At 73.1% G+C, this 23,686-nt stretch carries 22 protein-coding genes; 13 read left to right on the forward strand and 9 right to left on the reverse strand.

What is annotated here, in order from left to right; translation table 11 throughout:
* Positions 1-69 precede the first annotated feature (69 nt).
* Positions 70-1,446, forward strand: a complete 1,377-nt coding sequence (locus ACFY3J_RS12715) for a peptidase C39 family protein (protein ID WP_384175653.1) — start codon at positions 70-72, stop codon at positions 1,444-1,446.
* Between the two features lie 197 nt (positions 1,447-1,643).
* Positions 1,644-2,264 carry a TetR/AcrR family transcriptional regulator gene (locus ACFY3J_RS12720; RefSeq protein WP_390840848.1) on the forward strand — a complete coding sequence of 207 codons (621 nt, stop codon included), beginning with the start codon at positions 1,644-1,646 and terminating at the stop codon, positions 2,262-2,264.
* 64 nt (positions 2,265-2,328) lie between these two features.
* Here the strand turns inward: ACFY3J_RS12720 and ACFY3J_RS12725 are convergent, their stop codons facing one another.
* Positions 2,329-3,561, reverse strand: coding sequence for a glycoside hydrolase family 18 protein (locus tag ACFY3J_RS12725; protein ID WP_390840849.1), 1,233 nt, complete (start codon positions 3,559-3,561; stop codon positions 2,329-2,331).
* A 322-nt stretch (positions 3,562-3,883) separates the two neighbouring features.
* Between ACFY3J_RS12725 and ACFY3J_RS12730 the strand changes: the two genes are divergently transcribed.
* Positions 3,884-5,056, forward strand: coding sequence for an acyl-CoA dehydrogenase family protein (locus tag ACFY3J_RS12730; protein ID WP_384175659.1), 1,173 nt, complete (start codon positions 3,884-3,886; stop codon positions 5,054-5,056).
* Here ACFY3J_RS12730 and ACFY3J_RS12735 read toward each other — a convergent pair.
* Positions 5,019-5,270 (reverse strand): hypothetical protein, encoded by a 252-nt coding sequence (locus ACFY3J_RS12735; RefSeq protein WP_141362883.1) that lies wholly within the window; start codon positions 5,268-5,270, stop codon positions 5,019-5,021. The genes ACFY3J_RS12730 and ACFY3J_RS12735 overlap by 38 nt on opposite strands.
* Positions 5,271-5,447: 177 nt before the next feature.
* The gene (locus tag ACFY3J_RS12740; RefSeq protein WP_384175662.1) at positions 5,448-5,894 is read right to left on the reverse strand and encodes a hypothetical protein; all 447 of its coding nucleotides are present in this window, start codon (positions 5,892-5,894) and stop codon (positions 5,448-5,450) included.
* A 234-nt stretch (positions 5,895-6,128) separates the two neighbouring features.
* On the opposite strand from ACFY3J_RS12740, the gene ACFY3J_RS12745 reads away from it, so the two are divergent.
* The 4 genes from ACFY3J_RS12745 to fxsA all read left to right on the forward strand — a co-directional run bounded on the left by ACFY3J_RS12745 (position 6,129) and on the right by fxsA (position 10,273).
* The gene (locus ACFY3J_RS12745; protein WP_141362887.1) at positions 6,129-6,569 is read left to right on the forward strand and encodes an Lrp/AsnC family transcriptional regulator; all 441 of its coding nucleotides are present in this window, start codon (positions 6,129-6,131) and stop codon (positions 6,567-6,569) included.
* 129 nt (positions 6,570-6,698) lie between these two features.
* Positions 6,699-8,303 (forward strand): amidohydrolase, encoded by a 1,605-nt coding sequence (locus ACFY3J_RS12750; protein ID WP_390840850.1) that lies wholly within the window; start codon positions 6,699-6,701, stop codon positions 8,301-8,303.
* A gap of 546 nt (positions 8,304-8,849) precedes the next feature.
* On the forward strand, positions 8,850-9,656 hold the full coding sequence (locus ACFY3J_RS12755; RefSeq protein ID WP_384175666.1) for a polyprenol monophosphomannose synthase: 807 nt from the start codon (positions 8,850-8,852) through the stop codon (positions 9,654-9,656).
* Between the two features lie 41 nt (positions 9,657-9,697).
* On the forward strand, positions 9,698-10,273 hold the full coding sequence (fxsA, locus tag ACFY3J_RS12760) for an FxsA family membrane protein (protein ID WP_384175668.1): 576 nt from the start codon (positions 9,698-9,700) through the stop codon (positions 10,271-10,273).
* 130 nt (positions 10,274-10,403) lie between these two features.
* Here the strand turns inward: fxsA and ACFY3J_RS12765 are convergent, their stop codons facing one another.
* From ACFY3J_RS12765 to ACFY3J_RS12780, 4 genes are all read right to left on the reverse strand, one after another.
* Complete coding sequence (locus tag ACFY3J_RS12765; RefSeq protein ID WP_003977404.1) at positions 10,404-10,778, reverse strand: RNA polymerase-binding protein RbpA; 375 nt, start codon at positions 10,776-10,778, stop codon at positions 10,404-10,406.
* A 279-nt stretch (positions 10,779-11,057) separates the two neighbouring features.
* Entirely contained in the window at positions 11,058-12,407 is a 1,350-nt protein-coding gene (locus ACFY3J_RS12770) for an MFS transporter (protein ID WP_384175670.1), read from the reverse strand.
* A 73-nt stretch (positions 12,408-12,480) separates the two neighbouring features.
* Positions 12,481-13,248, reverse strand: a complete 768-nt coding sequence (locus ACFY3J_RS12775) for a glycerophosphodiester phosphodiesterase (protein WP_384175672.1) — start codon at positions 13,246-13,248, stop codon at positions 12,481-12,483.
* Positions 13,245-13,895 carry a YitT family protein gene (locus ACFY3J_RS12780; protein WP_384175674.1) on the reverse strand — a complete coding sequence of 217 codons (651 nt, stop codon included), beginning with the start codon at positions 13,893-13,895 and terminating at the stop codon, positions 13,245-13,247. Before ACFY3J_RS12780 ends, ACFY3J_RS12775 begins: the two co-directional genes overlap by 4 nt.
* 100 nt (positions 13,896-13,995) lie before the next feature.
* On the opposite strand from ACFY3J_RS12780, the gene ACFY3J_RS12785 reads away from it, so the two are divergent.
* Positions 13,996-15,495 carry a PLP-dependent aminotransferase family protein gene (locus ACFY3J_RS12785; protein ID WP_390840851.1) on the forward strand — a complete coding sequence of 500 codons (1,500 nt, stop codon included), beginning with the start codon at positions 13,996-13,998 and terminating at the stop codon, positions 15,493-15,495.
* 202 nt (positions 15,496-15,697) lie between these two features.
* On the opposite strand, the gene ACFY3J_RS12790 is transcribed toward ACFY3J_RS12785, so the two are convergent.
* The gene (locus ACFY3J_RS12790; RefSeq protein WP_384175678.1) at positions 15,698-17,374 is read right to left on the reverse strand and encodes a hypothetical protein; all 1,677 of its coding nucleotides are present in this window, start codon (positions 17,372-17,374) and stop codon (positions 15,698-15,700) included.
* A gap of 36 nt (positions 17,375-17,410) precedes the next feature.
* Positions 17,411-17,605, reverse strand: coding sequence for a hypothetical protein (locus ACFY3J_RS12795; RefSeq protein WP_141362905.1), 195 nt, complete (start codon positions 17,603-17,605; stop codon positions 17,411-17,413).
* A 306-nt stretch (positions 17,606-17,911) separates the two neighbouring features.
* On the opposite strand from ACFY3J_RS12795, the gene ACFY3J_RS12800 reads away from it, so the two are divergent.
* The 5 genes from ACFY3J_RS12800 (at position 17,912) to ACFY3J_RS12820 (ending at position 23,330) form a co-directional block, all read left to right on the forward strand.
* Positions 17,912-18,304 (forward strand): ankyrin repeat domain-containing protein, encoded by a 393-nt coding sequence (locus ACFY3J_RS12800; RefSeq protein WP_384175680.1) that lies wholly within the window; start codon positions 17,912-17,914, stop codon positions 18,302-18,304.
* A gap of 323 nt (positions 18,305-18,627) precedes the next feature.
* On the forward strand, positions 18,628-20,046 hold the full coding sequence (locus tag ACFY3J_RS12805; RefSeq protein WP_384175682.1) for a HEAT repeat domain-containing protein: 1,419 nt from the start codon (positions 18,628-18,630) through the stop codon (positions 20,044-20,046).
* A gap of 139 nt (positions 20,047-20,185) precedes the next feature.
* Positions 20,186-21,313, forward strand: coding sequence for a glycosyltransferase family 4 protein (locus ACFY3J_RS12810; protein WP_384175684.1), 1,128 nt, complete (start codon positions 20,186-20,188; stop codon positions 21,311-21,313).
* Complete coding sequence (locus ACFY3J_RS12815; protein ID WP_384175686.1) at positions 21,310-22,473, forward strand: glycosyltransferase; 1,164 nt, start codon at positions 21,310-21,312, stop codon at positions 22,471-22,473. Before ACFY3J_RS12810 ends, ACFY3J_RS12815 begins: the two co-directional genes overlap by 4 nt.
* A complete protein-coding gene (locus tag ACFY3J_RS12820; RefSeq protein ID WP_384175688.1) occupies positions 22,470-23,330 on the forward strand; it encodes an SGNH/GDSL hydrolase family protein in 861 nt (286 codons plus the stop codon). Before ACFY3J_RS12815 ends, ACFY3J_RS12820 begins: the two co-directional genes overlap by 4 nt.
* Positions 23,331-23,686 lie beyond the last annotated feature (356 nt).

The raw sequence follows: 23,686 nt of genomic DNA on the forward strand, positions 1-23,686 counted from the left end.
GGTGTCACGGCCATAGTGGGCGCAGCCACGGACCCGCCCCGACTTCGGACACCTGGGGGTCATCCACCCATGAGCAGAGCCGAACAGCCGTCCCGCAGATCAGTCCTGGCCGTCGCGGTCGCCGCGGCGGCGATGGCGGGTGGCGCGACCCCGCTGGCCGCCGCGGCCACGGCCGCCCCCGCCACCGGCGCCAAGAACGCCGGAGCCGCCCCGGCCCGCCCGGTCGACTACCGCGCCTGGACCACGTACACCGACTGGCGCGCGGGCACGGCCCGCGGCACCCGCGCCGTCGCGGGCACCCGTCCCGGCCTCGAGATCGCGCAGCCCGCGGGCACCACCGACTACACCGACCCGCACACCGGCACGACCAGGACCTGGGAGTACGCCACCTGGACCAGCCCGGCGCACCGGCTGTCCGTGCCGGCCACGGAGGCGGTCGCCTCCTGGAACGCGCACACCCCGGCCGGCACCTGGCTCCAGGTCGAACTGCGCGGCACGTACTCCGACGGCACGGACACCCCCTGGTACGTGATGGGCCGCTGGGCGGCCGGCGACCAGGACATCAAACGGACCTCCGTCGACGGCCAGAGCGACGGCCGCAGCACCATCTGGACGGACACCTTCTCCCTGGACGACCCGGCCTCCGGGCTGCGCCTCACCTCCTACCGGCTGCGGCTCACCCTCCACCGCAGGCCCGGCACCCGGCTCACACCCACCGTCTGGCGGATCGGCGCCATGGGCTCCGACGTCCCCGACCGCTTCACCGTCCCGGCCTCCACACCCGGCGTGGCCAAGGAGTTGACCGTCCCGCGCTACTCGCAGTCGATCCACTCCGGCCAGTACCCCGAGTACGACAACGGTGGCGAGGCCTGGTGCAGTCCCACCTCCTCCCAGATGATCGTCGAGTACTGGGGCGGACGGCTCACCCCCGAGCAGCTGTCCTGGGTCGACCCGTCCTACGCCGACCCGCAGGTCTGCAACGCGGCCCGGTACACGTACGACTACCAGTACGAAGGCTGCGGCAACTGGCCGTTCAACGCCGCCTACGCGGCCACCTTCAAGGACCTCCAGGGAGTGGTGACCCGGCTCGGCTCGCTCACCGACCTGGAGACGCTGATCGCGGCCGGGATCCCGGCCATAACGTCCCAGTCCTTCCTCAACACCGAGCTGACCGGGGCCGGTTACGGCACCAACGGCCACCTGATGACCGTCATCGGCTTCACTGCGGACGGCGACGTGATCGCCAACGACCCGGCCTCGCCGAACGACGCGGCGGTACGGCGTGTGTACCGGCGCCGGGAGTTCGAGAACATCTGGCTGAGGACCAAGCGCTACAACGCCTCCGGCAAGGTCGCCTCCGGCTCCGGCGGCATCTGCTACCTGTACTTCCCGGCCCACCTCACGGGCCACCAGCGCAAGGCGCTCGCCGCCGTGGGCGTGAGCTGACCGGAACTCCGCGCGTGTACGAGGGCCCCGGGCGACCGGGGCCTTCGAGGCGACCTGCCTCCGGGCCATGCCGGCCTGCCATACTGCGGTTGTCCGACCGCCAGTTGGAGGCCAGGGTCGAATTGAATATCCAACCGCGTGAGACCGCCCGCCCCCAAGCTCCGAACTCCGTTCGAGCAGGGGGGACCCCCAGCCGGGTGCGCGGCACCGAGCGCTCCGAGGGTCGTCGCGCCGAACTCCTCGCCATCGGGCGGAGGTTGTTCGCCGACACCTCCTACGACGCCCTCTCGATGGACGACATCGCCCGGCAGGCCCATGTGGCCAAGGGGCTGATCTACTACTACTTCCGGTCCAAGCGCGGCTACTACCTGGCGATCATCGAGGACTCCGTCGCCGACCTGGTCACCTCCGCGGCGCGCGGCCTGGAGATGCCGGCCGTGGACCGGGTGCAGCGCACCATCGACGGCTACCTGCGCTACGCGGAGCACAACCAGGCCGCCTACCGCACCATCGTCAGCGGCGGCGTCGGCTTCGACACCGAGGTGCACGCCGTCCGGGACGGCGTGCGCGAGGCCATCGTCGCGACCATCGCGGAGGGTGCCTACGGCCGTACCGACATCGCCCCGGTGGCCCGCATGGGGCTGCTCGCGTGGGTGTGCAGTGTCGAGGGCGCCACCCTGGACTGGATCGGCCGGCCCGGACTCTCCCGGGAGACCATGCGCGAGTTGCTGGTGAAGACCCTCGGCGGCGCGCTGCGCGCCATCCAGGAGATCGACCCGACCCACCCGGCCCCCGCACCCGCCCGCCGCGACGACTGAGCAGCAAGGGGCGAGGAAGGGGGGCCGAGGGACTTGCCCTCCGCCCCCCTCCACGGCCGCGGCGCTACTTGATCGCCTTGATCAGCTCACCGCTCGCGGTGTCCCCGCTCAGCTCCCAGAAGAACGTCCCGCCCAGGCCCTGGTCGTTCTTGTACGTCATCTTGGTCGCGATGGTCGCCGGAGTGTCATAACTCCACCATTCGCTACCGCACTTGGCGTACGCGGTGCCGCCCACCGTGCCGGTCGCCGGGCACTTGGTCCTGAGCACCTTGTAGTCGTCGATGCCCTGTTCGTACGTGCCCGCCGCCGGTCCGGTCGCCGTGCCGCCGGGCGCGGACTGGGTGACGCCGGTCCAGCCGCGGCCGTAGAAGCCGATGCCGAGCAGCAGCTTCGAGGCGGGGATCCCGAGGCCCTTGAGCTTGGCGATGGTCGCCGAGGTGGTGTACTGCGTCTTCGGGATGCCGGAGTAGGAGTTCAGCGGCGAGTGCGGAGCCGTCGGCCCGGCCGCGTCCCAGGCGCCGAAGTAGTCGTAGGTCATGGGCTTGTACCAGTCGACATGCGCCGCGGCGCCCGCGTAGTCGGCCGCGTCGATCTTGCCGCCGCTACTGGCGTCCGCCGGGATCGCCGCGGTGACCAGCGCACCGCCGCCGAACTTGGCCCGCAGCGCCGCCATCAGGTTCTTGTAGGCCGCGCGGCCGCTGGTGTCACAGGTGTTGCCGCAGGCGTTGGGGTACTCCCAGTCGATGTCGATGCCGTCGAAGACGCCCGCCCACTTGGAGTTGTTGACCAGGTCGTAGCAGGACTGGGCGAAGGCGGCCGGGTTCTTCGCGGCCTCGCCGAAGCCGCCCGACCAGGTCCAGCCGCCGAACGACCACAGCACCTTCAGCCCCGGGTGCTTCTTCTTCAGCTTCAGCAGCTGGTTGAAGTTGCCGCGCACCGGCTGGTCCCAGGTGTCGGCGACCCCGTCCACCGACTCGTCGGCGGTGTAGGCGCGGTCGGTCGCCGCGTACGAGTCGCCCATGGCGCACTTGCCGCCGGTGACGTTGCCGAAGGCGTAGTTGATGTGGGTGAGTTTCGCCGCGGAGCCGGAGGTCTCGATGTTCTTGACGTGGTACTTGCGGTCGTAGACGCCCCATTCGGTGAAGTAGCCGACCACCTTGGAGCCCGCGGCGGCCGTCTGGGCGGCGAACCGGGTGGGGGTGGCGGTGGCCGTGCCCGCGCCGGCGAGCAGTCCGGCGCCGAGCGCGACGGTACAGGCGGCGGACAGCAGCGCCCGGAGGCGGTGCGGAGTGTGCATCGGTGTCTCCTCGTGGGGGAGAGGGGATCGTGCCGATTGGCATGAACGCGGCAAGCGTTGGTTCGGGCACCCTAGGAGGACTAGACCAGTGCGGTCAATGGTTCGGACCAATTTCGGGCCCCCGGGATTTCTTGAAGTAAGCGGTCGTTAACCGGTGACGAGATGCCTCGGATCGGGCATACTCACAGCGCACAGCCGCTGGTCAGCAGCTTCCGCGACCCGGGATCGCCGACACCGGCTGGGCCCGAGAAAGACCCCGGCGGAGCCGCCCCACCCAAGGCGCACATCCGCCGATGTGCCCGAAAGGGAGGAGAGCGTCGCCATGCCCGACCGCGCCCCGCAGCCGGTGGACCGGCAACTGCCCACGGAGGAGGCCCGGGACCTGATCTCGCTCGTCCGCGACATCGCGCAGCACGAGATCGCCCCGAAGGCGGCCGAGGAGGAGGACGCGGGACGCTTCCCGCGCGAGGCCTTCACCCTGCTCTCCCGCTCCGGCCTGCTCGGCCTGCCCTACGACTCCGAGTACGGCGGCGGCGACCAGCCCTACGAGGTCTACCTCCAGGTCCTGGAGGAACTGGCCGCGGCCCGTCTCACCGTCGGCCTGGGCCTGAGCGTGCACACCCTCGCCTCCTACGGGCTCGCCGCCTACGGCACCAAGAAGCAGCAGGTGGAGCATCTGCCCGCGATGCTGGGCGGCGGCCTGCTCGGCGCGTACGCCCTCTCCGAGCCGGCCTCCGGCTCCGACGCCGCCTCGCTCAGCACCAAGGCGGTCCGGGACGGCGACGGCTGGGTGCTCACCGGGACCAAGTCCTGGATCACCCACGGCGGGGTCGCCGACTTCTACACGGTGATGGCCCGCACCGGTGAGCGGGGCCCGCGTGGGATCACCGCCTTCCTCGTGCCGGCCGGCGCCGAGGGCCTGAGCGCCGCCGCCCCGGAGAAGAAGATGGGCCTGAAGGGCTCGCCCACCGCGCAGCTCCATCTCGACGGTGTGCGGGTCGGAGACGACCGGCGTCTGGGGGAGGAGGGGCAGGGCTTCGCCATCGCGCTGTCCGCGCTCGACTCCGGACGCCTCGGCATCGCGGCCTGCGCCATCGGCCTCGCCCAGGCCGCGCTGGACGAGGCGGTCGGCTACGCCGCCGGACGGCAGCAGTTCGGACGGCCGATCTCCGACTTCCAGGGACTGCGCTTCATGCTCGCCGACATGGCGACGCAGATCGAGGCCGGCCGCGCGCTGTACCTGGCGGCGGCGCGGCTGCGGGACGCGGGCCTGCCGTTCGCGCGGCAGGCGGCCATGGCCAAGCTGTTCTGCACCGACGCGGCCATGAAGGTGACCACGGACGCCGTCCAGGTGCTCGGCGGCTACGGCTACACCACGGACTTCCCGGTCGAACGCTACATGCGCGAGGCCAAGGTCCTGCAGATCGTCGAGGGCACCAACCAGATCCAGCGAATGGTCATCGCCCGTCACGTCGCGGGTCCCGAGACCCGCTGAGCTGCGCGAGACCGGCCGGCGGCGCCGCCAGCCGGACCCACTCCGGGTCGTGACGCCCCGGCAGGGTGCGGCCCCGGTCGGCCCAGGCGCGCATCAGGTCGCGGTAGATCGGCGGGTCCGTCGGCTGCGAAGGCACAGACGGAACCGATTCCGCGGGCGGCGGCGGCACGAAGACGCGCCGCCGTCGTCCGGCTGCCGGATGCGTGGTGGTCATACCCGGGCAACGCGGAGTGCGGCGGGCAGGTCACCGCCCGGTGGAATCGCGCGTGAGTTCACCGGCGTCCGGCCCGGCAGCCTCCGGGGCCGGGGGTGCTGTTCGGGCACCACGGCGGCCTGTGCGCCCTGGCCGTGGTGCGCGGACGGACGCGGGTGCCCGGCGGTGCGGCGCCGCTCAGGCGGCGAACCGGCGCAGTTGCGGCACGCGCATCGGGCGGGAGCCCGGGCCGCCGACGTGCGAGAAGGGCTGCATGCGCCAGTCGAGGCCCTGCGGGAGCGTCAACAGCAGCGCGGTGTCCTGCTCCTGGGGGTCGGCGGACTCGTCCGCGGGCCGGGCCTCGGACGCCCAGCGTCCCGTACCGGCGCAGACCGTGAGGCCGAACGGGTTCCACGGCGAGGCGCACAGCGCGTGCTCCGGCAGAACCTCCTCGTCCGCCAGCAGGGCGATGGGCTGCGCGCACTCCGGGCAGATCACCCGGTACATCTCGAAGGTGTCGTAGGCGTCGGATTCCGCGCCGTCCACGTCGTCGTCGACGTCTGGTTCCAGGCTCTCCGGCTGGAACTCGATGACCGGCTGCCGTCGCCTGGGCACAGAACGACCAGGGCGCTTGAGACTCTGCATGGGATTCTCCCCCTAAGGCTGGGCCGTGAAGGCGCTGCGGCCTCGACCACAGCAAGCACTTCCCGTCCGCTCTCGCCGGTAATCACGAGAACATCACGGAGAGGCTTCGGGGCGTGTGGCGTTGGTCACATACCGCTCGCAGGTGCCCGTCGTGGTGGGTTTGTCCGCCGACGTGGCGCGACCCGGGCCGCTCGGCTGTCCCGGGAGATCGGCCGCACTGTAGGTTCTTGCGCCATGGAGGAGCTGGACCGACAGATCGTGCAGCTGCTCGTCAAGGACGGGCGGATGAGCTACACCGACCTGGGCAAGGCCACCGGTCTGTCCACGTCGGCCGTGCACCAGCGGGTGCGGCGGCTGGAGCAGCGCGGTGTCATCCGCGGCTACGCCGCCGTCGTCGACGCCGAGGCCGTGGGGCTGCCCATGACCGCCTTCATCTCGGTCAAACCCTTCGATCCCAGCGCCCCCGACGACATCGCCGACCGGCTGGCCGGCGTTCCCGAGATCGAGGCCTGCCACAGCGTCGCCGGCGACGAGAACTACATCCTCAAGGTCCGCGTCTCCACCCCGCACGAGCTGGAGGAACTGCTGGCCCGCGTACGCACGTTGGCGGGCGTCTCGACCCGCACGACGGTGGTCCTCTCCACCCCGTACGAATCCCGCCCGCCCCGTATCTGACCCGATCCGGCGCAGAAGGCACGTCCCGGGACGCCGGGCGGGCTCGTCGGGGCGCCTGCGGTGGAGCTCCGGAGCGTCTCCGGGCGACCTGCGTGCCGGGGGGGTCGGGGCAGGCGGGAGACTGGGGGCATGAGTGAGCGTGCTGCCGAGGTCCGGACCGTCCTTCTCCGCAGGGGCGAGATCCACAGTCCCGCCGACCCGTTCGCGACCGCCATGGTCGTGGAGGCGGGCCAAGTGGCCTGGGTCGGCTCGGAGGGGGCGGCCGACGCCTTCGCCGACGGTGTCGACGAGGTGGTCGACCTGGACGGCGCCCTCGTCACCCCGGCGTTCACCGACGCCCATGTGCACACCACCGCCACCGGCCTCGCGCTCACCGGTCTCGACCTGTCCGACGCGCCCTCACTGGAGGCGGCGCTCGCCCGGGTACGGGACTTCGCCGCCGCCCACCCGGACGACCGCGTCCTGCTCGGCCACGGTTGGGACGCGGCCCGCTGGCCCGGCGGACGTCCCCCGACGCGCGCCGAACTCGACGAGGCCACCGGCGGCCGACCGCTCTACCTCAGCCGTATCGACGTGCACTCCGCGGTCGTCACCTCGGCACTGCTCGACCTCGTACCGGAGATCCACGGGCCCGTGGACGGCCCGCTGACCGCCGACGCCCACCACGCCGTACGGGCCGCCGCGTTCGCCGCCGTCACCCCCGCCCAGCGCGCCGAGGCGCAGCGCGCGGCGCTCGCCCGTGCCGCCTCCCTGGGCATCGGATCGGTGCACGAGTGCGGCGGCCCGCGCATCTCCTCCGAGGACGACTTCACGGGCCTGCTGCGGCTCGCCGCCGAGGAACCCGGCCCCCGGGTCGTCGGCTACTGGGCCGAGCAGGACGTCGACAAGGCGCGCCGGCTGGGCGCCGCCGGCGCCGCCGGCGACCTCTTCGTCGACGGCTCCATCGGCTCGCACACCGCCTGCCTGCACGCGCCCTACACCGACGCCGCCCACACCGGCACCGCCTACCTGGACGCGGCCGCCGTCGCCGCCCACGTCGCCGCCTGCACCGAGGCGGGCCTCCAGGCGGGCTTCCACGCCATCGGCGACGCCGCCGTCACCGCGGTCGTCGACGGCGTGCGCGCCGCCGCCGAGAAGGTCGGCCTGGCCCGCGTCCGCGCCACCAGGCACCGCGTCGAGCACGCCGAGATGCTCACACCGGAGACCGTCGCGGCCTTCGCCGAACTGGGTCTCACCGCGTCCGTACAGCCCGCCTTCGACGCCCTGTGGGGCGGTGAGGAGGGCATGTACGCCCAGCGCCTGGGCGCCGAGCGGGCCCGTACGCTGAACCCCTTCGCGGCCCTGCTGCGCGCCGGCGTCCCCCTCGCCTTCGGCTCCGACAGTCCCGTCACCCCGCTGGACCCGTGGGGCACGGTCCGGGCGGCGGCATTCCACCGCACCCCCGAGCACCGCGTCTCCGTCCGCGCCGCGTTCACCGCGCACACCCGCGGCGGCTGGCGGGCGGTCGGACGGGACGACGCGGGCGTCCTGGTGCCCGGCGCCCCCGCGGACTACGCCGTCTGGCGCACCGGCGAACTCGTCGTCCAGGCCCCCGACGACCGGGTCGCGCGCTGGTCGACCGACCCGCGCTCGGGAACCCCCGGACTGCCCGACCTCACCCCGGGCGGTGACCTGCCCGTCTGCCTGCGGACCGTGGTGGGCGGACGGACGGTGTTCGTACGGCCGGGCGAGTGATCTCCCGGGGACGCACTGCGCCGCCCCGCGCCCGCCGCTGGGTCGCGCGACCTGCGCATCCTCCGCCCCGACCCGGCGGTCGTGGCCGTTTGTACAGGTCAAGGCACTGGTTGACAGGCGACAGCAGCGGGCCGGTAGGTTCTGCCGGGTCCACCACCGGACGCCCGGCCGGGGAACTTCCGTACCCGCGTCGCGGCGCCGCTGCGTCAGGGACGGTGTGCCGCACCGGGTCACCGTCGCTGGGAGCCAGGCTCAGCGCCCGCGTCCGCGGGGGAACGTTCCGGACGGTCGGCAAGGTGTGACCCGGGTGGGGCCCGGGCGCTCAGTAGACAACGGCTTTCGGTAGACCCGCAGCCAGCGGGTCCCAGGTCGGCCCGAAGGGCGCCGGGCCCCCATCCGCCGGGCGGGCGGATCCATGACACGATCGAGGCGAGCGCTCTTACCCCGCTCTTGCCGAATCGACACCCCCATACGCCTGCGATGTCACGTCCTCGCAGGCCGGGGCCACTAAGGTGGTCCCCTGCGTACGGACATGAAGGGGCAGTAGTGAACGACGGCGACGGTACCCCCGCGGCCGGCTCCCGGGCCCGGGACAGGCGACTCGGCCCGCTCGGCACGGCCTTGGTGATCATTCCGACCTACAACGAGGCGGAGAACATCAAGACGATCGTGAGCCGGGTGCGCACGTCCGTCCCCGAGGCGCACGTCCTCGTGGCCGACGACAACAGCCCCGACGGCACGGGCAAGCTCGCCGACGAACTGGCGGCCGAGGACGGGCACGTGCACGTGCTGCACCGCAAGGGCAAGGAGGGCCTCGGCGCCGCCTACCTCGCGGGCTTCCGATGGGGCCTGGAGCGCGACTACGGCGTCCTGATCGAGATGGACGCCGACGGCTCCCACCAGCCCGAGGAACTGCCCCGGCTGCTGACCGCCCTCAAGGGCGCCGACCTGGTCCTCGGCTCCCGCTGGGTGCCGGGCGGACGCGTCGTGAACTGGCCGAAGTCCCGCGAGTTCCTCTCGCGCGGCGGCAGCACCTACTCCCGCATCGCCCTGGACCTCCCCCTGCGGGACATCACCGGCGGCTACCGCGCCTTCCGCCGGGAGACGCTGGAGGGCCTGGGCCTGGACGAGGTCGCCTCGCAGGGCTACTGCTTCCAGGTCGACCTGGCCCGCCGCGCCGTGAAGGCCGGCTACCACGTCGTCGAGGTCCCCATCACCTTCGTCGAGCGCGAGCACGGCGACTCCAAGATGAGCCGTGACATCCTTGTCGAGGCGCTGTGGCGGGTCACCGCGTGGGGCGTGGGGGAGCGCGTGACCAAGATCACCAGCCGGGGCGGCAAGCCCCAGGCATAGTGCTTATCCGGGATTGAGCAGCCGCCAGGCACACTGGGAGCATGACGACTGGCGCTCCGACCTCTTCGTACTCCGCCCGGCCCCGGCGTTCCCGGTCCCGCCGGTACCTGCCGCTGAGCCTCGCGGTGTGGATCGTGCTGGAGATCTGGCTGCTGACGGTGGTCGCGGGAGCGGCGGGCGGGTTCACGGTCTTCCTGCTGCTGGTCGCCGGCCTCGTCCTCGGCGCCGTGGTGATCAAGCGGGCGGGCCGCCGTGCCTTCCAGAACCTCAACGAGGCGCTCCAGCAGGGCGGCGCCCCCTCCTCGCGCCGCGGTGGCAACGGCCTGATGATGCTGGGTGGCCTGCTGCTGATGATCCCCGGCCTGATCTCGGACGCGGTGGGCCTGCTCCTGCTGCTTCCGCCGGTCCAGCAGGCCGTGAGCCGCTACACGGGGCGGACCGTCGACCGCAGGCTGCGCGAGGCCACCCCCGGCACGCTCGGTGACGCCTTCCAGCAGGCCCGCATCCACCGCCCGGACGGCAAGGTGGTCCAGGGCGAGGTGATCAGGGACGAGTCGGCGGACGCCTCGGGGCCGGCTGATCCGGCAGGGGAGCAGCGCCCGCCGCTGACCCGGTGACACCGGCGCATCGCGCCACTCGTGCCACCGTGAACGAACATGGCAGCGGGCGCCGTACGTGAAAGTACGGCGCCCGCTGCATCGGCGTTCGTGGCGTGCGCTGCGAACCGGCCCGGCCCCCCGGCGGGGACTACGCGCTCTTGCGGCTGTCCCGGGGATGGACGGCGATGTTCATCGCGCCGGACCGCAGCACGGCGAGACGCTCCTCGAGGACCTCTTCGAGTTCCTCGCGGGTACGCCGCTCCATCAGCATGTCCCAGTGCGTACGCGCCGGCTTCGCCTTCTTCTCCTCCGGCCCGTCGCCATCCACCAGGAGTGCCTGGGCCCCGCAGACCTTGCACTCCCACTCCGGCGGGATCTCCGCCTCGACCGAGAAGGGCATCTCGAAACGGTGCCCCTTCTCGCATGCGTACTCCACGGCCTGGCGCGGAGCCAGGTCGATACCGCGGTCGGTCTCGTAGCTGGTCACCACGAGGCGCGTGCCGCGAAGAGCTCGCTCACTCATGAATCGTGCCTCCCGGGCTTGTCGCCCACAGGACAGGTGTCGCTGTCGTCGTCATCCGGTCAACGTCCGGTCGGCGGTAAAGATTCCCGTTCCGATCTCCCGTTCCGGGTCATGCGTCGCCGTCGTAGCCGCAGCCTTGTCAACCAGTGCAGTACCCACCGGCGCCCGGTTTGTCACATCCGTTAGGAGATGTCACCCAGCGTTTCGGCATCTTTGACGCGCAGTAACGGTACGCCTGGCAGGCCAAACGCGTACACTACCGCCCTTTCGCCTTGAGCGCTAAATCCGATCCGGAACGGGATTGCCCGCGTCGCTGATCGCACGGCGCACCGGAACCCGGGCGAGCAGCACGAACCCGATCGCGAAGAACGCCATCAGCGAGATGATGGCGTCCCGGTAGCTGCCGGTCAGCTGGTAGGTGATCCCGAACAGGAGCGGGCCGAGCCAGCTCATGCCCCGGTCGCTCATCTCGTACGCCGAGAAGTACTCGGCCTCCTTGCCCGGCGGGACCAGGTGCGAGAACAGCGACCGGGACAGCGCCTGGCTCCCGCCGAGGACCAGCCCGATCCCGGCCGCCAGCACGAAGAACCACATCGGCGCCCCGGCCGGCAGGAAGTACCCGGCCGCCAGGATCACCGCCCACGCGGCCAGCGATCCGAGGATCGTGCGCTTGGCCCCGTACCGGCGGGCCAGCCGTCCCATGCCGAGCGCCCCCGCCACCGCCAGCACCTGCACCATCAGCACCGCCGTGATGAGCGTCGACTGGCTCAGGCCCAGCTCCCGGGAGCCGTACACCGAGGCCTGCGAGATCACCGTCTGGATGCCGTCGTTGTAGACGAGGTAGGCGAGCAGGAAGGACAGGGTGAGCGGTTTGCCCCGCATGTCCCGGATGGTCGAGGCGAGTTGGCGCCAGCCGTGGACCGGCGCCGCGGCGGGGGCGGTGCGGCGGTCGCGCAGCCGCTTCAGTGGGACGAGCGTGAAGACGCCCCACCACAGACCGGCCGAGGCCAGGCAGATGCGCACGGCCGTCGACTCCGAGACGCCGAAGGAGTCGTGGGCGGTGAACAGGACGAGATTCGCCACCAGCACCAGTGAGCCGGCCGCGTAGCCGAAGGCCCAGCCGCGCGAGGAGACCGCGTCGCGCTCCTCGGGCGCGGCGATCTGCGGCAGATAGGAGTTGTAGAGGACCATCGAGACGGCCACCGACGCGTTGGCGACGACCAGCAGCAGACCGCCGAGCAGATAGCGGTGGCCGTCCAGGAAGAACAGGCCCGTGGTGGCGCCGGCGCCCACATAGGCGGCGGCCGCCAGGAGTGGCTTCTTGCGGCCGGTGCGGTCGGCCGCCGCGCCCGCGACCGGCATCAGCACGATCGCCACGATGACGGACGCCGAGACGCAGTACGCGAAGAACGACCCGGCCCGCACCGGGATGCCCAGCGGGTGCACGAACCCGTCCGCGTCCGCCGCCGACTCGGCGATCGCCGTGAGGTAGGGGCCGAGGAACACGGTGAGCACGCTCGTGGAGTAGACGGAGCACGCCCAGTCGTAGAAGTACCAGCCGCGCTGCTCGCGGCGCCGGTCGGCGGCCTCGTCGCCGGCCTGCCCTGCCCGCACGGTGTCACTGCCCACCCCGTGCCCTCGCTTCCCCGCTGGTTCCCCTGCTGCCGACGGTCCGCGAAGGTGCACGGGGGTGTGCCGGGCCTCAGGCCCAGACACCCCGGTCCTCCATGACCTTGCGCAACGTGTCGATGTGATCGGTCATGATGCCATCGACACCGAGGTCCAGGAGACGGTCCATCAGCGCGGGTTCGTTGATCGTCCACACGTGCACGTGCAGCCCGCGCGCGTGGGCGCCGCGCACGAACCGCCGGTCGACCACCGGGACGCCGTACTGGGAGACGGGCACCTGCGCGGCCACCGCGGACCGGCGCGGCACCGCCGGCAGACCCCAGGAGCGCAGCCGGAGGGCCAGTACCCCGCGGGTGCCGTACGAGGTCGCGAGGCGCGGCCCGGCCAGGCGCTGCGCCCGGATCACGCGCGCCTCGGAGAACGAGCCGACGCAGACGCGGTCCCAGGCGTTCGTCCGCTCGATCAGGTCCAGCAGGGGGTGCAGGGCGGGCTCCGCCTTGACATCGACGTTCCAGCGGACCTCGGGGAAGGTCTCCAGCAGCTCCGCGAAGAGCGGCACCGGCTCCCGGCCCGCCACGCGCGCCTGGCGCACGTCCTCCCACGGCAGGTCCGCGATCCGGCCCGCGCCGTCGGTCACCCGGTCCAGCGTCGCGTCGTGGAAGGCGACGAGCCGGCCGTCCGCCGTGGCGTGCACGTCGGTCTCCATGTAGCGGTAGCCGAGTCCGGCCGCCTGCCGGAACTGCGCCACCGTGTTCTCCAGCCCGTCGGCCGCCCCGCCGCGGTGCGCGAACGGGATCGGTCCCGGATGGTCGAGGTACGGGTGGCGTACGGGCGTGGTCACGGACGCAGTATGGCTCGTTCGGGTGTCCCGGCGGCAACGGGCTTGTCTCCGGCCGGCGCCGGAACGGCGAACACACGCAGGAAGAGCTGGGCCAGTGGGCCGATGGACACCGCGTACAGCACCGTGCCCACGCCGATCGTGCCGCCGAGGGCGAAGCCGGTGACCACGACCGCCACCTCCACGGCCGTCCGCATCAGGCGGATCGAGCGGCCGGTGCGCTGGTGCAGCCCCGTCATCAGTCCGTCGCGGGGGCCGGGCCCGAAGCGGGCGGCGATGTAGAGGCCGGTGGCCACTCCGTTGAGCACGATGCCCGCCAGGAGCAGCGGAACCCGGACGGCCAGTGTGCCGGCGTCGGGCACCAGGGCGAGGGTGCCGTCCAGGGCGAGGCCGACGACGAAGACGTTGGAGACCGTGCCCAGCCCGGGGCGCTGGCGCAGCGGGACCCACAGGAGCAGCACCGCCGCGCCGATGATGATCGACACCACGCCGATGGTCAGGCCCGTCAGTTCGGACAGGCCCTGGTGCAGCACGTTCCATGGCTCCAGGCCCAGGCCCGACCGGACGAGGAGCGCGGAACTCGCGCCGTACAGCGTGAGGCCGACGTAGAGCTGGATCAGTCGTCGCCCGAGTCTGGCCGGTGTGGACAAAGCGTCCCCCCTGGTGGTGGAAGTGGCCTGGTGGATGACACTCTGTGGCGTGGGGAGATTATCCATCCATGGCCAATTCGAGAAAGGTGGACTGGTCGTCATGGCGCAGTGGACCTCTGCGGTGGGCGCCGCGCAGCTAGCTCGGCTGCTCAAGTCCCAGCAGGACCGCCCGGCGGGCCCGGGCTCACGCCGCCCGCCCGCCTACCGCGCGCTCGCCGACGGCATCCGGCTGCTGGTGCTCGAAGGCCGTGTCCCGGTGGCCGCCCGGCTGCCCGCCGAGCGCGAACTCGCCCTGTCCCTCTCCGTCAGCCGCACCACGGTCGCCGCCGCGTACGAGGCCCTGCGCACCGAGGGCTTCCTGGAGTCCCGGCGCGGCGCGGGCAGCTGGACCGCGGTGCCGGCCGGGAATCCGCTGCCCGCGCGCGGACTGGAGCCCCTGCCGCCGGAGGCACTGGGCTCGATGATCGACCTGGGCACCGCGGCCCTGCCGGCCCCGGAGCCGTGGCTCACCCGCGCCGTTCAGGGCGCGCTGGAGGAACTGCCGCCCTACGCCCACACCCACGGCGACTATCCCGCCGGGCTGCCCGCACTCCGTGCGATGATCGCCGAGCGGTACACCACGCGTGGGATCCCCACCATGCCCGAGCAGATCATGGTGACGACCGGTGCCATGGGCGCCATCGACGCCATCTGCCACCTCTTCGGGGGCCGCGGCGAGCGCATCGCCGTCGAGTCGCCGTCCTACGCGAACATCCTCCAGCTGATGCGGGAGGCGGGCGCCCGGCTCGTGCCCGTGGCCATGGCCGAGGGGCTGACCGGGTGGGACCTGGACCGCTGGCGCCAGGTGCTGCGCGAGGCCGCGCCCCGGATCGCCTACGTCGTCGCCGACTTCCACAACCCGACCGGCGCGCTCACCGACGAGGAGCAGCGGCGGAGGCTGGTGGAGGCGGCCCGCTCGGCGGGGACGGTGCTCGTCGTCGACGAGACGATGAGCGAGCTGTACCTGGAGCCGGGGCTGGAGATGCCGCGGCGGGTGTGCGCCTTCGACCCGGCCGGATCCACGGTGATCACCGTCGGCTCGGCCAGCAAGGCGTTCTGGGCCGGGATGCGCGTCGGCTGGGTACGGGCCGCCCCCGATGTGATCCGCAGCCTGGTCGCCGCGCGGGCCTATGCCGACCTGGGCACCCCCGTGCTGGAGCAGTTGGCCGTGAACTGGCTGTTCAGCACCGGAGGGTGGGAGAAGGCCGTGGCGGTCCGGCGGGACCAGGCCCGCGACAACCGGGACGCCCTGGTCGCGGCGGTCCGGCGCGAGCTGCCCGGCTGGGAGTTCGAGGTCCCCGGCGGCGGCCTCACGCTGTGGGTGCGCACCGGCGGCCTGTCGGGCTCCCGTATCGCCGAGGCCGGCGAGCGGGTGGGCGTCCGTGTCCCCTCCGGTCCGCGCTTCGGCGTCGACGGCGCCTTCGAGGGCTATGTCCGCCTGCCGTTCACGGTCGCGGGGGCGGTGGCGGAAGAGGCGGCGACGCGCCTGGCTGCGGCGGCCCGGCTGGTGGAGGCGGGGGCCTCCAACGGGGGCGAGTCCCCTCGCACCTTCGTCGCCTGAGTGCTGCGCGCGGTCCGGTGGGTCGGCTCGGGGCGGCGTGGCTTGCCTCCGGTTGGGGCTTCGCGGCTCACGACGGCCGTCGCCTGAGTGCTGCGCGCGGTCCGGTGGGTCGGCTCGGGGCGGCGTGCCTTGCCTCCGCTTGGGGCTTCGCGGCTCACGACGGCTCTGCCAAAGGCGTTCACCAGGGCTCCGACGAGGGCGTTCACGAGGGCTCCGCGATTGCTTTCGTCACCGTCTCGGTGGGCTCCGCGATTGCTTTCGTCACCGTCTCGGTGGGCTCCGCGATTGCTTCCGTCACCGTCTCGGTGGGCTCCGCGATCGCTTCCGTCATCGTCTCCATGGGCTCCGGCACCCGCTCGCCGTCGGCCGGCGTGGTCTTCGGCGGCAGAAGATCGAGCACGGCCTGCCGGTGCGCGTCGCTCGTCGCGTCGTCGTAGGGGTCGGGCGTGGCCGGCACCTGGAGCCGGTGGACCGGCTTCGTCCCCAGTCGGGCGTACCCGCGTCCGGCCGGGACGACGGGCAGCGGCGTCGTGTGCGCCGGCGCCCCCAGCACCGCCTTGAGTTGCTCCGCCGTCGCCGGCCCGAGGACGACACGCGCGCGCGTGTGCTGCCGTACCGCGTCGCTCAGCGCCTCCGCGCTGTCGAACTGCTCGGCCACGACGACCGCCACGCTGACCGCGCGTCCGTGCCGCAGCGGCACCTGGAGCAGCGCCTGCGGGTCCTTGCGGCCGTCCGTGGTGGCCAGGTGCGTGAACGCGGTCGGCCGGTCGAGCAGCAGCCACAGCGGCCGCTTGGTGTCCTCCGGCGGCGGATGACCCGCCTGCCGCGCGCGGTTGACGGCGATGAGCCTGCGCTCTGTCTCGGTGGCAGCCCACTCCAGGCTCGCCAGCACCCCGGCCAGCCCGCACTCGACCGCGAGCACCCCGTCCCGGCCGGTCAGGCAGGCGAACTCGCCGGTGCCGCCGCCGTCGACGATCAGCACGTCGCCGTGCCGGAGGGCCTGGAGCGCGATGGAGCGCAGCAACGTCGAGGTGCCGCTGCCGGCCTGGCCCAGGGCCAGCAGGTGCGGCTCGGTGGAGCGCAGGCCCGTGCGCCAGAGGACCGGCGGCACGTCGCGCTGCTCCTCGCCGTAGCCGAGGGGGAGCGTGCGCTGGACCTCGCCGGGGTCGGTGAAACCGAGCACGGTCTCGGCCGGCGCCGTGACGAAGCGCTGCGCGGCGATGTCCGTGGGCAGCGGGGCGAGCGCGGTGACGGTGAGCTGGTTGCCCTCCTCGTCCCAGGAGAAGAGGTATTCGCGGCCCCGGCCGGCCTTGACGGTGAGCAGGTGCTCGATCCGCGCGCGGGACTCGGCCTCGCCGTCCGTGAAGTACGCGGGGTAGCGGATCGTCAGGTGGCGCACGCGTCCCGAGTCGTCGAACTCGAAGGCGGGGAACGCCTTCTCCCACGCGCCGCCGTGCGCGTACAGCGGTGACGGGTCCTCGGCCGCCGAGAAGTAGGGGACCAGAGCCTCGTACAGGGAGGCCAGGCGCTGGACGCGCGACTCGTCGGGGCCCTTGGGCTTCGGCGGGGTGCGGTCGCGGCCCCGCCAGCCCGCCGCCGCCATGAGGACGATGCCGGCGAGCAGCGGCCCGTACGGCACCAGGGCCACGACCAGGATCACCGAGGCGACCAGGAAGAGGAGCGGTCCCCGCCGGTCCTTCGGTGTCTCCGCCCACTTGCGCCGCCCGGCCCCGGCCAGTCGGCGCAGACCGCGCGAGATCGTGATCAGCGGGTGGAGGACATCGGTGGCGCCGCCCGCCGCCGTCCGGGCCAGCTCCCGGCCGCGGGCGATCTGTGTGCTGCCGTTGCTCAGAATGCGAGGGAGAGGGCGCCGGGCCACTTCATGCTCCAGGGGTGCGTGCGGAGAGGGGCGGAATCAGAAATTGAGCCCGCCCAAGAGGCTCGCGAGGCTTGCGCCCCCGGCCTTGATGCTCGGGGCCACGCCGGTGCTCGACAGGTAGAAGCCGAAGAGCCCGCAGACCGTCGCGTGCGAGCTCTTCAACCCGTGGTTGCGGCAGAACAGGAAGACGACGGTGCCGAGCAGCACAACGCCCGAGATGTTGAGGATCATTGCTCTCTCCTGGTTCACGGGGACAGTCACCATGAGTTCTTCCAGGCTCACAGAATGTATCCATATGACAAAAGGTGCAACTGGGTGAATTTCGCCCAATTTCCATCGGTTGGCGGAGTCTCGTGGGGTGCCTGAGCGTCACTGTTGCGTCCCACCACGTCCGTGTGATCTTTACCGCGGGCGCATCAGGTCATGTGGCGCACGAGCCAGTACGCTGGCGATTCACCCGTACGGCCGACCAGCGCGGACCGCCGTACGCTTGCTCCCCGCAGTACCGAACGTTCGCAGTGAGAGGCGGTCCGGCCGATGAGTGAAGCCCCCGACCCCGAGGTCGTGGAGCTGGCGACCAAGATCTTCGATCTGGCCCGGCAGGGGCGGACCGAGACACTCGTGGCGTACGTCGACGCGGGCGTCCCGGCCGACCTCACCAACGACCGCGGCGACTCCCTGGTGATGCTCGCCGCATACCACGGCCACGCAGCCGCCGTCCGCGCGCTGCTGGCCCGAGGCGCCGACGCCGACCGCGTCAACGACCGGGGCCAGACCCCCCTCGCAGGAGCGGTCTTCAAGGGTGAGCAGGAAGTGATCAAAGCCCTCCTCGAGGGCGGCGCGGACCCGACCGCCGGCACCCCCTCGGCCGTCGACACGGCCCGGATGTTCGGCAGGACGGAGCTGCTGGAGATGTTCGGCGAGAGCTGATCCCCGGGCCGGAGGCAGCCGCTTCGGCCCTTCTGACCAGGAACGACACAAACAACGGGGGAGGCGGTACAGGGCCGCCGGAAATTTCGGTCGCGGCAGCGCGGACGCCGGGTCATCATGACGTCGTGATTCACGGACGCGATGGCTGGGCAGGTGTTGCCGCACCGCGCGGGCCGTGATCCGGCCCGTATGGGCCACCGACGAGAGGCAGAGGAAGATGGTCTACAGCAAGCAGCGGACGGCGGGCGCCCCGACCTGTTGTCGCGCGGCCAGGTAGTACGAGATCCCCGGTTGCGTCGACGCTTGATGTGAGGCTGTTTCCCATGTTCGATCCGGTCATAGCGCCCAGCGGTACGCTGCTCGGCCTGCTCCAGCGGGGCCGCGGCGACGGCACGCTGCACGCGCTCACCGCCCCCCGCGCCGAGGCGCTGGCGGCACTGAACCACTGCGTGCTGAGCGACCCACGCCACGACTGGCAGGTGGAGAACCGCTCCCTGTACTACGCCCGGCTCTTCCTCGACCTCGACGGCGAACTGGACCGGATCGAGGAGCACCTCTTCGACCCCGAGGACGCCCTCGACACCGACGAGTCACGCACCGGACTCGCCCTCGCCGTGCTCGGGCACCTCGCCTCCTACGGCAGGCGGGACGCGCTCGCCCTGCTGCGCAGGTACGCCGCCACCGGCGCCAACTGGGCCTGGGCCCTGGACGAACTCGCGCTCAGGGACGACGACGCGGGGCTGCGCGCCCTCGCCGCGCCGGTCCTCGCGCGCTTCGCCACCGACGCAGAGGGCGAGGCCGAGCTGGCCGCCGCGGTGCGCGACGCCTTCGAGCCCCGGCCGTGGCGGCTGTGGGCCGACGACCCGCGCGAGTCGGTCGCCACCCGCGTGCGTGCCGCGCACGAGGCCGGCTGCTTCGACCTCTGGCAACGACAGATGCGCCCCACCGGACCCCGGCCCGGGTGGAGCGTGCAGGCGGTGTTCGAGTGGGCCCAGCAGGGCGCCGAACGCGGCGCGCCCCGCCATGTCCCCGCCGCCCGCTGCCTCACCGCCGTCGCCGGCCCCGAGGACCGGCCCGAGATCCTCCGTGCCGCCCGGGCGGGCACCGACGCGGCCCGCTGTACCGCCCTGCGCTACCTCGCCGACGGCGACGACCCCGACGCCCTGGACCTCATCGAGGCCGCGGTGTCCGACGGCTCCGCCACCGTGGTGGAGGCCGCCGTCGACGCCTTCGAACGCATGCGGGGAGCCGCCGCCGTCGACCGGGCACGCGGCTGGGCCCACCGCCCCGACCTGCTCGGCGCCGCCGCCGGACGTGTGCTCGCCTGCCGCGGCACGGTCCGGGACCGCGACCTCGTCCTCGCCGCCCTCCGGGAGGCGGTCCGGGGCGAAGGCCCCGACGCTCCCACCCTGTGGACCCTGGTCGACGGCGCCGGCCGGCTCGGCATCACCTGCGCCGCGCCCGTCCTGCGCCACGTCTACCGCGAGACCGCCTCCTCCCATCTGCGCGGCCGAGCCGCCCGAGCCCTGGCCGCCACCGACCCCTCCTTCCCCGCCGGATTCGCCGTCGAGTGCCTGTGGGACTGCGAGGAGACCACCCGCGAGCTCGCCGCCCGGCACGCCGAGACCGGCGACACGCGCGTCGTCGAGCGGCTGCGCAGACTCGCCGCCGACCCGGCCGAGGAGGACGAGGTCCAGACCGCCGTACGCAGCCGGATCGGACCGGACACGCCCACCGTGTGAACATCCGGTGACCCGGGGGCCAGGAGCGCGTGGCCGGGGGCCGTCCGGTCCGGCCGCACAGCACAACGCTCATGGGACGTTCCTCGTCCGGAAAGATCCACGTTGACGCGGGCACGTCCAGCACGGCGACAACACGGGTATGCGTGTCGTCATCGTGACCGAATCCTTTCCCCCCGATGTGAACGGCGTGGCCCACTGCGCGCTCCAGACCGCCCGGCACCTCGTCGATCGCGGTCACGCCCCCCTCGTCGTGGCTCCCGCCACCGCCGCCTCGACCGGGCCCGACGCCCCCGCGCCGTGCCCCGTCGTCCGCGTCCCCTCCCTTCCGCTCCCGGGCTACCCGCAGGTCCGCGTCGCCCTGCCCAGCAGGCGCGTCGCGGCGGCGCTCACCGAGCACCGCGCCGACCTCGTCCACCTGGCCGGCCCCTTCGTCCTCGGCGTCCGCGGCATGGCGGCCGCCACCCGGCTCGGCATCCCCGCCGTCGCCGTCTACCAGACCGACCTCGCCGGCTACGCCCGCACCTACATGGGTGCCGGCGAGGCGGCCGCCTGGCGGCGCATCCGCTCCGTCCACGCCGCCGCCGACCTCACCCTCGCCCCCTCCAGCGCCGCCCTGCAGGACCTGGAGGCACACGGCGTGCCCCGGGTCAGGCTGTGGGGCCGCGGCGTGGACACCGTCCGCTTCCGCCCCGAGCACCGCGACGAGGCACTGCGCCGCGAACTCGCCCCGAACGGTGAGCTGATCGTCGGCTACGTCGGCCGGCTCGCCCCCGAGAAGCAGGTCGAACTGCTCTCCGGGGTCTGCGGCCTCAACGGCGTACGGGTCGTGGTGGTGGGCGACGGGCCCAGCCGCGCCCAGCTGACCGAGGCCCTGCCGGGCGCGGTCTTCCTGGGCCGTCGCACCGGCGACGACCTCGCGCGGATCTTCGCCTCGCTGGACGTCTTCGTGCACACCGGCCCCTTCGAGACGTTCTGCCAGACCGTGCAGGAGGCCATGGCCTCCGGGGTGCCCGTCGTCGCGCCCGCCGCGGGCGGCCCGCTCGACCTGGTCGCCCACGGTCGCACCGGGCTGCTGGTCCCGCCGCGCGACGCGGCCGCCGTACGCGACGCCGTGTGGGCGCTGGCCGCCGATCCGGCACTGCGGGCGTCGTTCGCGGCGGCCGGCCGCTCCGCGGTCGAGGAGCGCACCTGGGCGGCGGTCGGCGACCAGCTCATCGCCCACTACGAGGACGTGCTCGCCGCGCGGCGGACGGCGGTGGCGGCATGACCACCGCGCCGCTCACCCTCGTGCGGCTCGCGAACTTCGTCGCCCCCGCCTCCGGCGGCCTGCGCACCGCCCTGCGCGAACTCGGCAAGGGCTACAAGGCGGCCGGCCACGAACCGGTGCTGATCATCCCGGGTGACCGCCACACTGACGAGGAGACCGAGCAGGGCCGCGTGATCACTCTGCCCGGGCCGTTGCTGCCCGGCACCGGCGGCTACCGCGTCCTCACCGACAGGCGGCGGGTGGCCGCCCTCCTGGAGGAGCTCGCACCGGACCGCCTGGAGGTCTCCGACCGCACGACGCTGCGGTGGACCGGCAAGTGGGCCCGGCGGGCCCGGGTCCCGGCCGTGATGGTGTCCCACGAGACCGCGGACGGCGTGCTGCGCACCTGGGGCCTGCCGCAGACCCTGTCCCAGCGCGCCGCCGACGCCCTCAACGTCCGTACCGCGCACACCTACGCGCGCGTGGTGTGCACCACCGAGTTCGCCGAGCGCGAGTTCGTGCGGGTCGGCGCGCGGAACGTCGTGCGCGCGCCCCTGGGCGTCGATCTGGTGGAACGGCACCCCGCGCTGCGGGAGGCGGCTGTGCGCGCCCGGCACGCACGCGACGACGAGGCGCTGCTGGTGATGTGCTCCCGGCTGTCCGTGGAGAAGCGGCCCGGCAACGCGCTGGACGCGCTGGAGGCGCTGCTGCGGCGCGGACGGCGGGCGGTGCTGGTGGTGGCCGGGGACGGTCCGCTGCGGACGCGGCTGGAGCAGCGGGCCCGTGAGCGGGCGCTGCCGGTGACGTTCCTCGGGTACGTTCGCGACCGCGACCGGCTCGCCGTGCTCCAGGCCTCCGCCGACGTGTGCCTGGCACCCGGGCCGGCCGAGACCTTCGGGCTCGCCGCGCTGGAGGCGATGGCCTGCGGCACCCCCGTGGTGGCCAGCGCCTCCTCCGCGCTGCCGGAGGTGATCGGCTCCGCCGGGGACAGCGCGGCGGACCACGGCGAGGCGTTCGCCCACGCCGTGGAGGGCTTGCTGGCACGCCCGGAGCGGGAGCGGCGCGAGGCGGCACGCGCGCGTGCGGAGTGCTTCGGGTGGACCGCCTCCGTGGAGGCGTTCCTCGCCGCGCACGACGTCCCGGCTCCCGTGCGACGTCCGTTGCAGGAGGGTGTGGCATGAGACCGCTGCGCTTCGTCGCCCTCGGCGATTCCCTGACCGAGGGCGTCGGCGATCCCACGGGCGACGGATGGCGCGGCTGGGCGGCACTGCTCGCCGGCGGCCTCGCCGAGAAGCCCTCGGCCGTGGAGTTCACCAACCTAGCGGTCAGCGGGGCGCAGACCCGCGACGTCCTGGAGCGGCAGACCCCGGCCGGGCTGGAGCTGCGCCCGGACGTCGTGTCGGTCGTCGTCGGCGTCAACGACACCCTGCGCCGCACCTTCGACATCCACGCGGTGGCCGCCCGGCTCGACCGGGTCTTCGAGGCCTTCACCGGCCGGGGCGCGGTCCTGCTGACGGCCTGTCTGCCCGACCCCGGCGCGATGCTCGGCCTGCCCGGCGCGCTGGCCCGCCCGCTGGCCCGGCGGCAGCGGGCGGTCAACACGGTGGTCCACGCCCTGTCGGAGCGGTACGGGGCTGTGCACCTGCACGCCGACGCGGGCCAGTGGCTGACCGACCGCGCGATGTGGAGCGCGGACCGGCTGCACCCGGGGGAGCGCGGTCACCGCCAACTCGCCTGCCGATTCCACGCGTTGCTCGCGGAGTCGGGCGTGGCGAGTGGGCCCGCGCCCTCGCCCGAGCCGGAGTTCCCCGCGCCCACCAGGTCGGCGAGCCTGTGGTGGCTGGCCACGGCGGGTACGGGCTGGGTGGCCCGGCGCTGCACCGACCTGCTGCCGCAACTGCTCACCCTGGCCGCCGACGAACTCCGCCACCACGCTCGCGGCACGAGCGCCCGCCTCGACCTGCGCTCGTCGGCCTCGGTATCGGCGGCCCTGGCCGCACTGTCGACGCCGGAGGGGGCCGAGCCGGAGGTGGCTTGACCCGGGAGCGGCTGGGGCTTGGAGCGGCTTGAGGCGGAAGCGACTGGAGCCCGGAGCGGCCGGAGTGCTTGAGCAGCCGGAGTGTTGCTTGAGCAGCCGGAGCGCTGGAGCGGCCTGAGCCGCAAGCGGCCATGGTCCGAAGTGGCTTGAGCGGGAAGGGGCCTGCGCCCGGAGCGGACCGAATCTGGAAAGGGGCCTGAGCCGAGGGCGACCCGAGACGGAAGTGGCCCGAGTCCGAAGGGGCCGGGGTCCGGGGTGGCCCGAGACGGAAGTGGCCCGAGTCCGAAGGGGCCGGGGTCCGGGGTGGCCCGAGACGGAAGTGGCCCGAGTCCGAAGGGGCCGGGGTCCGGGGTGGC

Source organism: Streptomyces sp. NPDC001231, from assembly GCF_042896885.1.
Classification (GTDB): domain Bacteria; phylum Actinomycetota; class Actinomycetes; order Streptomycetales; family Streptomycetaceae; genus Streptomyces.